Raw genomic sequence first — 12,088 nt, forward strand, 5'->3', positions numbered from 1 at the left:
TCGGAAAGGTCGCTGGGGTACGGCTTCCGCTGGCTCACGTCCCAGAGGGATCATGGGTGTGACGGAAGATCAGGTTCCGCTGATCATTGGGCGGTCCCGTGCCATCTCTACGTCAGACGTACTTCGAGTATCGAAGCTGAGCGAAACGGGCGGGCAGGTCTGGAAGTCTGGAAGTGATGAAGCGTATTGATCTGTTGAAAGGCCTCAAACTGGCACAGCGGCAGAACTCGCATACCGGCATGAGGCATACCTGAACGCCCACTAAGAGGTCATTTTCCTCTGTGGTGCGGTGATAAGTAGCGGTTTGTGCTTGGTGTCGGGCTGGTGTGAGTGAGGTGGCCTGGCCCGCTGTGTTTGCTGGGGCGGATGGTGTGACCTCCGTGGCGGGGGTTGTCTTGCGCCTGTCTCATTCCAAGTCACCCCATTCTGTTCCGTGCTTCGGCTCGGCCGCGAACGCGCCTGGGCGCACGCCCCCGCCGCGCGGTATGCCCAGGTCATGACGGAATGTCGTACGTATCCGAGTGATCTGTCCGATGCACGCTAGGGGTTGATCGAGCCGGTACTGGCCGCGTGGCGCTTCGAGCGCCGCGGTCGGGCCCTGGATTTCGGCCGCCCGCCCCGGCACGACCTCCGCGAGATCATGAATGCGATCCTCTACGTGGACCGCACCGGCTGCCAGTGGGCCTACCTCCCGCACGACTTTCCGCCCTGGCAGTCGGTAGACCCTCCCAGCCCGTGCCGAGGCCATGATTCATCTCGCCATGACCGACCTCATGGCCCGCCGCCTCACCGGCGAGAACACCATCTCCTGGCGCGACCTGACACCAACACATCAAAGCCCCATCCAGGGATGAAACGGCAGGAAGAAACGACCTCTTAACCAGTCGCGGGCGGACTCAGGCGCTCCGCGTCGCCCTGCGAAAACACGGCATCTGCCTGCGTCGACAGCGCCATCCGTGATCACGCCACTCTTGAGGTGCTCCCGATTTCTCCGGCTGCCGCCGCGGGCAGTTGCAATGGGGCGCCGGTTCTCGCCTGAACCTCCTCCTCGGTGACGCCTGGAGCGAGTGCCGTCAGGTGCAGGCCTTCCCGGGTCACGTCGATGGTGGCGAGGTCGGTAATGATGCGGTTGACCACGCCGGCGGCGGTCAGCGGCAGCGTGCAGTCCTCGACGATCTTGGGGCTTCCGTCCTTGGCGACGTGGTCGGTGAGCACCACGATCCGGCGGGCGCCGACCACGAGGTCCATGGCCCCGCCCATGCCCTTGACCAGGGCGCCGGGAATGGTCCAGTTCGCGAGGTCGCCCTTCGCGCTCACCTGCAGGGCGCCCAGGATGGCGATGTCGATGTGGCCGCCGCGGATCATGCCGAAGGACGTCGCGGAGTCGAAGTAGCTCGCACCGGGAATGACGGTGACCGTCTGCTTGCCCGCGTTGATGACGTCGGCGTCCTCCTCGCCCTCCCAGGGGAACGGGCCGAGGCCGAGGATGCCGTTCTCGCTCTGCAAGGTCACCCGGACGCCGTCGGGGATGTGGTTGGCCACGAGGGTCGGGATGCCAATGCCGAGATTCACATAGTTGCCGTCGCTGAGTTCGGCGGCCGCGATCGCGGCCATCTCATCGCGTGTCCGGGGCACGGTCGTCGCTCCTACGCCTCGACGGTCACGCGGGGGCGGACCGTGCGCTGCTCGATTTCCTTGGTCCGCTCACGCGCGACCACCAGATGGTTCACGTAGACGCCGGGAGTCGTGACCAGTTCGGGGTCGATGTACTCCTCGGCGAGGTGCTCGGCCTCGGCGACGGTGACCCGGCCGCACGTGGCTATGAGGGGGTTGAAGTTGCGTGCGGCGGCCCGGTACGTGAGGTTGCCCGCCTGGTCTGCGGTGTGGGCGTGCACGAGTGCGAGGTCGGCAACGATCGCGCGCTCCTGGACATGGACGTGTCCGTCGAACTCGGCGTGCGGCTTGCCCTCGGCGACGGGCGTGCCCACGCCGGTGCGCGTGTAGAAGGCCGGGATGCCGGCCCCGCCGGCCCTCATGCGCTCGGCGAGTGTGCCCTGCGGGGAGAACTCCACGTCGAGGACCTTGTCCAGGTACTGCTGGGCGAACAGCTTGTTCTCGCCGACGTAGGAGGCGATCACCTTGGCCACCTGACGGTTCTCCAGCAGCAGGCCGAGGCCCTTGCCGTCGACCCCCATGTTGTTGGACACGACAGTCAGCCCGGTGACCCCGCTGTTCCGTACGACCTCGATGAGGTCGTACGGAACGCCACAGAGACCGAACCCGCCGACGGCGATCGTCATCCCGTCCGTCAGCACGCCGGCCAGAGCCTCTTCCGCGGTCGCACGCAGCTTGATCAACTCGTCCACCTCCCATCCGATGCGTTCGCTGTCCGAGCGGCCGAGTCAATCCTCGTGTGCCCTTGACACGCAAGAGATGGGCCCCTTGTTGGGGAAAACCGATTGTCGGGCGAGCGGTGATCCCGCACGGCGTCCACTGAGTGAACGTACGATGAGGGCATGGAAACAGCCCCGGCAGCTCACCTAGTCGGCAGGATGGGAGCGGTGCTGCGCGCGCTGTCGACGGTCAACGACGCCGGTGCGGGCACCGCCGAGCTGGCGAGGTCGACCAGCCTGCCTCGGCCATCCGTGCACCGGCTGCTCGTCTCGTTGGCGGAGGAAGGCTTCGTCGACCGCGATCGACGCAGTGGGCGCTGGTTCCTCGGCCCCGAGCTGTACCTGCTCGGCGGGGTGGCTGGCATTCGCTACGACATCACCCGCCAGGCACACGAGAGCGTGCACCGGCTCGCGGCGAAGACGGGAGAGAGCGCGTTCTTCTCCGCCCGGCGAGGTGACGAGACGGTGTGTCTGCTGCGGGAGGACGGGGATTTCCCGATCCGCTCCTTCGTGCTGTACGAGGGCGCGCGCTTCCCGCTCGGGGTCGTGTCGGCGGGCCTGGCGGTCCTGTCGTTCCTCGATGACACCGAGATCGACGCGTATCTGGCCGAGAGGGACCTGGTCGACCGGTGGGGTCCGGCGCACGCGCCGGAGGCGGTGCGCGAGCGGATCGCACAGACCCGGATCGACGGCTACGCCGTCAACCCCGGACTCGTCGTGGAAGGCAGCTGGGGCATGGCGGCCGCCGTGTTCGACCGTTCCGGGCAGCCCGCGTGGGCGCTGACCCTGACGGGGGTGGAGACCAGGTTCCGCGCCGAGCGCAGACCGGAACTCGGCGCGCTCCTCCTGCGCGAGGCTCACGCGCTCGGTCGCACGCTGAACTCCAGCGGGAGCGCACGGCGCTGACCGCTGCTAGGAGCGGACGGCGGGCGGTGATGTCGGTCGCCTGTGCCGTGCGATTGTGGTCTCGCTCGCCGAACGGCCGCTCCCCGGTCTCTGTGTCACCGGTACCTATGGGCTGATCCGCCTCACCCCACCGGACGGCACTGCCCATCAGGCGAATTGAGACTGTTCGGCCCAGACCACCTTTCCGTGGCTGGTGTAGCGGGTCCCCCAGCGTTGAGTGAGCTGGGCGACGAGGAACAGGCCCCGACCCCCCTCGTCGCTCGGCTGCGCCCGACGCAGGTGCGGGGTGGTCGTGCTGCCGTCCCACACTTCGTAGATCAGTGTGTCGTCCTTGATGAGCTGCAGGCGGATCGCACCGCCGCCGTACCGGATCGCATTGGTGACCAGCTCGCTCACGATGAGCTCGGCGCTAAAGGCACTCTCCTCCAGCCCCCATTCCGACAGCCGCTCACAGACGCGTCGGCGGACGTCGGCCACGACGGAGGGGTCCGCCGGAATGTCCCACCTGCCTATCTGCGTCCGGTCGAGGAGGCGCGTGCGGGCAAGGAGCAGCGCCACGTCGTCGGTCCGTTCCGTGGACAGCAAGGCGTCCAGGATCGCGTCACCCAGGTCGTCGAGCGAGGCGGCAGACCTGCTCAGGAGGCCGCGCAACTGCTCGAGCCGTGTGTCCATGTCCTGGTCACGGGTCTCGACGAGGCCGTCCGTGAAAAGGGCGAGCACACTCCCTTCAGGTACGGCGATCTCGGCGGACTCGAAGGGCAGGCTGCTCAGGCCGAGGGGAGGACCGACCGGGACATCGATGAGGTGCGCCATTCCCTCCGGAGGGACCAGGATGGGTGGCAGATGCCCGGCGGCGGCCAGGACGCAGGTGCCGGCGACCGGATCGTAGACGGCATACAGGCAGGTTGCGCCGACGTCGCCGGGTATCTCGCCCAGTCCGGGGACGGGAGACGCGTCGGTGTCCGAAGTGTTGCTCACGATGTCGTCGAGGTGGGTGAGGAGCTCATCCGGCGGCAGGTCGATGTCCGCGAGCGTGCGTACTGCGGTCCGGAGCCGCCCCATGGTCGCGGCCGCGGCGATCCCATGTCCGACGACGTCACCGACCACCAAGCCGACCCGCGCGCCGGGCAGCGGGATCACATCGAACCAGTCGCCGCCAGTCTCCACGTCCCCGCTGGCGGGCAGGTAGCGGGCGGCTGTCTCGACGGCCGGGTGCGTTCCGGGGAGATGAGGCAGAAGCGTTCGCTGGAGACCGAGTGCGATGCCGCGTTCGCGGCGGAACCGTCGCGCGTTGTCCAGGCACACGGCCGCGCGTGCGGCCAGCTCAGCGGCGATCGTAAGGTCATCCGACGCGAAAAGCTCGGAGGAATGGGCGTTCCGGACGAGCAGCACCGCGCCCAGAGGTACGCCGCGCACCTGTAGGGGAACCGCGATGAGCGAGTGGACACCGCCCCGTTGCAGGGGTTCCGTCTGCGCTGGATCTTCTTCGAACCAGCGTCTGACCGCCGGGTCCGCAAGGGTGCGCAATTCCGGCTCTCCGCTTCGCAGGCATGCCGCCACAAGTGAGGAGGCGGTGTGCACCACCGGCTCATCGGACACAGGATGGCGGGACAGGCTGTCGGAGTGCGGCAGAGACACCACTCGTCGCAGCGCGACCGGACCCACCAGCGCCGATGTCGGCAGCTCCCCTTCGACAACGTGGTCCAGCAGGTAGACCGCGGCGCCGTCAGCGAAGCGTGGAACGATCACCTCGGCGAGTTCCCTGGCGGTGCCCGCCACGTCCAGGCTCATCCCCAAGTGATCACGCGCCTCGTTGATCAGTGCCATTCGATTGCGTGAGCCGTGCAGCTCCGAGTAGTCGAAGATGCAGGTCGCCACCGCATGCGTACGGCCGTCCGCGTCAGTGAGGGGAAAGGCATCGACTGCCCAGGCGTGGGCTCGAGGTTCCCCGGGGGCTCGGACATAGGCCTCCCTCGATTCCGGGACTCCGGTCTCCGCGACCCGCAGTATCTGCTGTGTGACCGCGGAGAAGCCCGGTCCGGTGAGGAACTCCGTTAGATGGCGTCCGCTGAGCTCTGCTTCGGACGCGCCGGCCGCACGAGCCATGGCCGGGTTGACACGCAGGAGGCGGCCTTCCGGGTCTGTGATCCCGGTGGGGATCGGATTCCGGTAGAACGCCCACGTCAGAAGCTGATCTCGATCGCGGCGGTCCGTGCCCGCCACATCGGCGGCAGTCAGTAGGTAACCCGCATGCACCCCTTGCAAGACGAGGGGGGACACCAATGGCGCGACATCGACCGGATTGCCGTCACGGTGCCGGAAGGCCATGCCGTCTGCCGCGAGCAGTGCATTCAGAGGCCTTCCGACGACCTCGTCGGTGGCGAAGCCCAGGAGCGACTGGGCGCCACGACTCCAGCAGGTCACGGTCCCGCCGGAGTCAGCCACGACCACAGGAGTGGCCGTATCGATCATCGTGTTCACGGCCGCCAGGGTTCTGCCGGGCGGCACTAGGGGGTCGCTCATAGCGCCTCACCTGGCCTCGACGGACAATCCGCCCTCCTTACGATGATCCCATCCGTCGGTCACATGCAAGACGAACGAGCTTGGCTCGCGGGCCGGGGGTCGCTCAGGCTGGTTCTCGCACTAGGTGGACCAGCCTGGCGGCGTTGTCGTCGGCGGACAGGTCCAGCGGCAGCCCGTGGGTGAGGAGCACGGCGCCGTGGTGGACGGCTCCGGTGGTGGTGTCGCGGTAGCGGGCCGAGGGGTCGAGGGCCCGCAGCGGCAGGGCCGGGTCCTCGTGGCCGAAGCGCCGTGCGCGCCGCAGTGCGACGACCGCGGTCTCGGCGCCGTCGGCCGCCAGGTACTGCACGGCACTCAAGTCGCCGTCCCCGAACGGCCGCAGACGGTACTGCTCGCCCAGCTGCACCAGGTGCCGTACGGCCTTGTAGGCCGCGACGAGTTCGGTGGCCCGGGCCAGTTCCTCGCTCCGCCACCGGTTCAGGTCGCCGCCGATGCCCAGGACGCCGGTCATGGCGGCGTGGAAGCGGAAGTCCAGCGGCACGCTGCGGCCGGTGTACGGATTGGGACTATCGGTCACCCAGGCGCCCATGACGCGCGCCGGGTACAACTGGGAGAAGCCGTGCTGGATCTCGACCCGGTCCACGGCGTCAGTGTTGTCCGACGTCCACACCTGGTCCGTGCGGGCGAGTATGCCCAGGTCGAGGCGGCCGCCGCCACTGCTGCAGGACTCGATGCGCAGGTGCGCATGGTCGGCGCGCAGCCGGTCGAGCAGGGCGTACAGGGCGTGGACGTGGTCGGTCCACAGCCGGTCGGGGTCGCCCTTGGCGTCCGGCCAGCCCGCCTCCGAGAAGGGGCGGTTCATGTCCCACTTGAGGAAGTCGATGGCGTTCTTCGACAGCAGGTCGTCGAGGGTGCCGTGCAGCCAGGCGGCGACGTCGGGGCGGGCGAGATTGAGGACCAACTGGTTGCGCTGCTCGGTGCGGCGGCGGTGGGGGTGGTGGAGGACCCAGTCGGGGTGGGCGCGGTAGAGGTCGCTGTCGGGGTTGACCATCTCGGGTTCGACCCACAGGCCGAACTGCATGCCGAGGTCGTGGACCCGTTCGATGAGCGGGGTGAGGCCGTCGGGGAAGCGGTTGGGGTTGGGGGTCCAGTCGCCGAGGCCGGCGGCGTCGTGGGTGCGGGCGCCGAACCAGCCGTCGTCCATGACGAACAGCTCCACGCCGAGCGCCGCCGCCTTCTCCGCGAGCTCGATCTGCGCGGTGACGTCGATGTCGAACTCGGTGGCCTCCCAGGAGTTGTACAGGACGGGCCGCACGTCGTTCGGGTGCGGCAGGACGTGGTCGCGGACGTACCGGTGCCACAGGCGGCTCGCCGCCCCGAACCCGCCTTCGGTGTACGCGCCCGCGCAGACCGGGGTGACCAGTTCCGCGCCGGGCGCGAGCTCCTGCGTGACGGGGTCGTGCCCGAAGCCCGCCGAGACGGTGACTCGCTCGGTGGGCAGTCGTTGTGCCGTCAGCCGCCAAGTCCCGCTCCAGGCAAGGGCGCAGGACCAAACCGGGCCATGGTCCTCGCTCGTGCTCCCGTCGTCGATCATCGCCCACGGATTGGCCTGGTGGCTGGTGGTGCCGCGACGGCTGGTCAGCACCGTCTCGCCGTACGGCAGGGGCGTGCGGTGCAGTTGGGTCTCGGCCGACCACTGGCCCCTCACCTGGCTCAGCCGGTAGTCGCGAAGCAGGGGCAGGACCCAGGTGGCCGAGTCGCCGCGGACGACGGTGATGGGTCCGTCGGTCGCGTCGCCGGTGTGGCGCAGGACGAGGTGGCGTTCGAGCACGTCCGTGCCGGCGCGCAGCCGGTAGTGCGTCTCGACGGTGAGCGGGTAGTGCCGGTCGGCGAACCGAAGGACCAGTTCCCCGCCGTCGTCGGCAAAGTCGGCGAGGCGGAGTTCAAGGTCGCGCACGCCGTCCGGGAAGCGGACCTGGACGCCCGCGTGGGCGTAGCGCATGGCGCCGGCCGGGTCGAGGTCGAGGGTGCCGTCCGCCGGGTCCTCGAAGGAACGGCGGCCGGGAGCCGGGTAGTTCAGCAGGGATACGGCTTGTTCGAGGGTGAGGCGGGGGCCCCAGTGCAGGCCGCGCAGTCGATGGTCGTCGTCGAAGTGGAGGACGTAGCTGGAGCCGGGTCCGGACAGGACCCAGAGGCGGTGCTCGGGGTCGTGGGCGATGCTCGGCATGGCGGCCTTTCGGTGCTCAGGGGGGAAGGGGGCGGCGGGGACGGGGGGAGCCGTCCCCGCCGCGTCGGCTGTGTCAGCCGTTCACGGGGGCGACTTCGACGTAGTCGATGTCGGGGGCCCAGGAGGAGGAGTTGGAGAACTTCAGGGAGTTGGTGCCGGAGTTGAGGGTGACGGTGGTCGGCAGGGTCCAGTAGTCGTTCCAGCTGTAGGTGTTGCGGAAGGTCAGCGTGGTGGCGGTGCCGCCGTTGACCGACAGCTGGGCGGTGCGGGACTCGACGTTGGTGTTGTAGTTGCCGGAGCCGGAGCGGTCGTTGTGGGCGTAGTGGATGACGACCGTGTAGGGGCCGGCCGCGGTGGCGCTGACGTTGGCGAAGGTGAGCGTGTTGGCGCTGCCGTTGCCGACATAGCCGACGTTCTTGCCGCCCGAGGCCCAGCTGTCGGACTGCGCCTTGGCCTGCCCGGCCAGAGTCGCGCTCTCGGCCTCGTACTTGGTGACCCCGGTGGTGTCGCCGGAGCCGGCCACCTTCAGATCCCTCAGCGTGAGCGTGGTGCCGCTGTTCGGGCTGACGGCGATCCGGTTGATGCCGGCGGTGAGGTACAGCTTGGCGCTGGAGGTGGTGGCCGAGCCGCCGGAGGAGCCGTAGGTGGCGACCGTGGTGCCGTTCAGGGCGAGGCCGGTGCTGCCGCCGGCGGAGGCGTAGTCGGTCTTGACGTTGTAGTAGCCGTCGGTCGGGGCGTAGGCGTCGAACGTGGCCTTGTCACCGGAGGTCATCACCAGACGGCCGGTGCCGGTCTCACCGACATCGCTGTACGAGTACGACGGGCTGCCGCTGACGTCGGCGAGCGTCGCCTCGTACACCGTCTCGGGGGTGCTGGGGACGGCGGTGAGGTCGATCTTGTCGAGGGTGACCTGCCCCTTGGACGTGCCCAGGGTCGGGTCGGTCACGGCGAGCGAGACGGTGTGGCTGCCGGCGCTCAGGGTGACCGGGACGGTGACGGTGGAGCGGTACTGCCAGTTCAGTGTGGAGGGGTAGTTGACGAACTGGGGGTTGGCGCCGTCGATGCGCAGGGCCTGCTGGGACGGGGAGCCGTTCTGGTTGCCGTAGAAGATGCGCAGGTTGTAGGTGCCGGCGGTCGGGGCGTTGACGGTGAAGACGACCTTGCTGTCGCTCTGGGTGAGGTAGCCGACGTCCTTCGTGCCGGAGGTGGCGTACAGCTGGGCGGTGGAGTAGCTGGCCCCGGTGGCCTGCTGGACTACGGTGCCGTCGGTGATGGCCGCGTTCTCGGCCTCGTAGGAGGAGTACGACGGGACGCTGGGCGTGGCGGCGGTGCCGCCGCCGTTCGGGGTGACCGTGATGCGGTAGGCGGACATGGAGTTCAGGCCGGTCAGCGGCACGGTAATGGAGCCGCCGGAGGGGGTGAAGGCTGCGCGGGAGATGGTCTGCGGCGGAGCGGAGACGCCTTCGTAGCCGCTCCAGTCCAGGGCCTGGACCGTGACCTCGACCTTGCTGCCGAAGGTGCCGCTGGGCATGTTGTTGATCACCACGTTGGTGTCGGTCGAGGAGCCGCCGACGATCACCTGGGCCTGCTTGCGGCCGGTGTCGAGGGAGGCGATGCCCTGCAGCGTGTCCTGCACGTTGGCCTGCGGCGGGGTCGTCTGGACGGTCTTCCCCGTCATCCCGGCGTACCAGTGCCAGAACCACCAGGAGCCGTTGGGGATGTTGGTGTGAACGGTGTTGCCGTCCATGTTTCCGGCGATGTCCCAGTACGGCTGCTGGGCGTAGACCTTGGTGTCCTCGAACATCGAGGCCCACTGGATCATCTGCCCGGGCACCGACAGATCGCGGCGGTTGGCGTACTCGTCGATGTTGACCGTGATCGGGCTGATGCCGCGCGCGCTCTCCAGGGAGCGGTAAGTGCTGTAGCGACCGCGGTAGTTGGCCAGCGAGGACGGGCCCAGCTCGTGCCAGGTGAAGACGTCCGGCAGCTGGTTGTTGGCCTTGGCGTAGGTGAGGAAGTCGCCGAAGAACTTGCTGTTCCAGTTGGCGGTGTTGGGCCCGCCTATCTTCGCGCTCGGGTAGTCGGCCTTGATGCGCTGGTAGACGGTGCTCCAGTCGGACTCGAAGCTGCTCAGCGCCGAGGCGTAGGTGCTGGAATTCGAACTGCCCAGCCCGGTGTACCAGTTGCCGTCCGGCTCGTTGAACGGGACGAAGACCACCTTGTCCGCGTACGAGGTCGCCTTGACCGCGTTGACAGCGGTGTCGACCTTGGTGAGGTAGTCGCTCATGCCCAGGTTCTGGTACGGCCAGTCCGAGTACTCGTCCTGGATGTTGGTGTACATCGTGCCGCCGCCGTTGCGGAAGAACGACGGCGCGACCTGGAGGATGTCGCCGTTGGGGTGCTGGGCCCCGTTCGGGGGCTTCTGGGAACCGGTGGTCAGCTTCAGCGGCGCGAGCAGGTTGTCACCCGGTACGCCGTCGTCGCTCTGCCCGTAGAGCGCGCCGTTCGAACCGTGCAAGACGGCACCCGTGGTGTTGCCGAGGTCCACGGCGAAGTTCTGGGTGGCCGCTGCGGCGGACTGCGGCAGGGCGAGAACCGTGCCGACGAGTGCGGCGGCCAGCAGCGCGCCGGTCAGCGACGTTCTCGTACGGCGGCCGGGCGGCAGCGCCGCCTCGGGGGTGTGGAATGGCATGAAGACCTGGCTTTCCCCTCCCGCCACGCTGCGGGAGGTCGGATGGTAGGGCCGGGACGCGATGTGTTACCGCTCACATCCCCCGCGGAAGGAGCGGTGCGGCTCGCTCGTACGCGTCGCCGACGACGGTTTTGGGGCGCCGTCGGGGAGAAGGCCCTGCAAGACGGGTCGGAAGGGGGTGGGAAGTACCTCGGAGGGGGTCGGTGGGGTCCGGCGGGAATGACCCCGCCGGATGGGTCTCAGTGGGAGCGGTGGGGTGCCACTCCCGTGCTCTCCCGGACGATCAGCTCGGGCTCCGCCCACAGCGGCGGCGCGGGAGCGTTCTCCGGGTCGAGCAGCCGGTGCAGCATGCCGAACGCGCCTCGCCCGAGCCCTTCGAAGTCCAGTCGTACGGTGGTCAGGGCGGGGTGGGTGTAGCCCGCGTAGAGCGCGTCGTCGAAGCCGACGACGCTCAGGTCACGCGGTACGTCCCGGCCGGCTTCCCGGGCCGCGCGCAGCACACCCAGCGCCAGTTCGTCGTTGCCGCAGAGCACTGCGGTGACCTGCGGGTCGGCGACCAGGGCTCGGGCGGCCACGTACCCGGATCGCGGGCTCCAGCCGCCTTCGAGCGGTTCGGGGACGGGCCGTCCGGCGGCCACCAGGGCGTCCCGCCAGCCCTCGGCACGCTGGCCGACCCTGGCGGTGGAGGACGGGATCGCCAGGTGGTGGACGGTGCGATGGCCCAGGCTGAGCAGGTACCGCGTGGCCTGCGCCGCCGCCACCCGGTCGTCCAACCACGCCTCGGGCCGGCTACCGGTCCGAGGCTCCTGCGGCCGCTCCACCACCGCGGCCGCCGGGAAATCGGTCGGCAGAGCGCGCCAGGCGCGCTCACCGGGCGCATTGAAGGCGATGACCAGCACCGGCTCACCCGGTCTGGCGAGCCTGCCCGCCACATCCTCAGCCGTCAGCGGCGCATGCTCGTCCAGGACGCTGATCGCCACCGCGAAGTCGGCCGCCCGCGCCGCCTCCTCGATGCCCCGCAGGGCCAGGGACGCCCCGTACAGCGTGGTGTCCGCGGTGAGCACGGTCACCGAGCGCACCACTCCCCCCGCCAGCGCCCGGGCGAGCCGGTTGGGCTTGTAGCCCAGCTCGTCGATGACCTCCAGCACCCTCTCCCGGGTGGCCTTGCTCACCCTCGGGCGAGCGTTGATCACGCGGGAGACGGTCTGGTGGGAGACCCCAGCCGCCTTGGCCACGTCGAAGATGCTGACCGAACGCTGCCGGTCGGCACCCTGCTCGGAGGGCTCCTCGTCGGAATGGTCCGGGGCCGGCTTCTGCATGGTGATGGACTCCTGGCGGACGGAGGGGGTG

7 protein-coding genes and 1 pseudogene are annotated in these 12,088 nt (G+C 69.0%); 2 read left to right on the forward strand and 6 right to left on the reverse strand.

Features of this window, described 5'->3' with window-relative positions; all coding sequences use genetic code 11:
* Positions 1-547 precede the first annotated feature (547 nt).
* Positions 548-721: pseudogene (locus ABZ880_RS38420) on the forward strand (transposase); the annotation flags it as partial.
* Between the two features lie 239 nt (positions 722-960).
* Here the strand turns inward: ABZ880_RS38420 and ABZ880_RS38425 are convergent.
* Positions 961-1,635: a 3-oxoacid CoA-transferase subunit B gene (locus tag ABZ880_RS38425; RefSeq protein ID WP_361273131.1), complete on the reverse strand. Its 675-nt coding sequence runs from the start codon at positions 1,633-1,635 to the stop codon at positions 961-963.
* Positions 1,636-1,646: 11 nt separating this feature from the next.
* The gene (locus tag ABZ880_RS38430; protein ID WP_361273133.1) at positions 1,647-2,357 is read right to left on the reverse strand and encodes a CoA transferase subunit A; all 711 of its coding nucleotides are present in this window, start codon (positions 2,355-2,357) and stop codon (positions 1,647-1,649) included.
* A gap of 159 nt (positions 2,358-2,516) precedes the next feature.
* Between ABZ880_RS38430 and ABZ880_RS38435 the strand changes: the two genes are divergently transcribed.
* Positions 2,517-3,299, forward strand: a complete 783-nt coding sequence (locus tag ABZ880_RS38435) for an IclR family transcriptional regulator (RefSeq protein WP_361273136.1) — start codon at positions 2,517-2,519, stop codon at positions 3,297-3,299.
* A gap of 147 nt (positions 3,300-3,446) precedes the next feature.
* Here ABZ880_RS38435 and ABZ880_RS38440 read toward each other — a convergent pair whose 3' ends face one another.
* The 4 genes from ABZ880_RS38440 to ABZ880_RS38455 form a co-directional block, all read right to left on the reverse strand.
* On the reverse strand, positions 3,447-5,771 hold the full coding sequence (locus tag ABZ880_RS38440; RefSeq protein WP_361273526.1) for a SpoIIE family protein phosphatase: 2,325 nt from the start codon (positions 5,769-5,771) through the stop codon (positions 3,447-3,449).
* A 154-nt stretch (positions 5,772-5,925) separates the two neighbouring features.
* Positions 5,926-8,046, reverse strand: a complete 2,121-nt coding sequence (locus tag ABZ880_RS38445; RefSeq protein ID WP_361273138.1) for an alpha-galactosidase — start codon at positions 8,044-8,046, stop codon at positions 5,926-5,928.
* Positions 8,047-8,119: 73 nt separating this feature from the next.
* On the reverse strand, positions 8,120-10,738 hold the full coding sequence (locus ABZ880_RS38450) for a CBM35 domain-containing protein (protein ID WP_361273141.1): 2,619 nt from the start codon (positions 10,736-10,738) through the stop codon (positions 8,120-8,122).
* Positions 10,739-10,977: 239 nt separating this feature from the next.
* Positions 10,978-12,057: a LacI family DNA-binding transcriptional regulator gene (locus tag ABZ880_RS38455; protein WP_361273144.1), complete on the reverse strand. Its 1,080-nt coding sequence runs from the start codon at positions 12,055-12,057 to the stop codon at positions 10,978-10,980.
* Positions 12,058-12,088 lie beyond the last annotated feature (31 nt).

The organism is Streptomyces sp. NPDC047043, assembly GCF_040644055.1.
GTDB lineage: Bacteria > Actinomycetota > Actinomycetes > Streptomycetales > Streptomycetaceae > Streptomyces.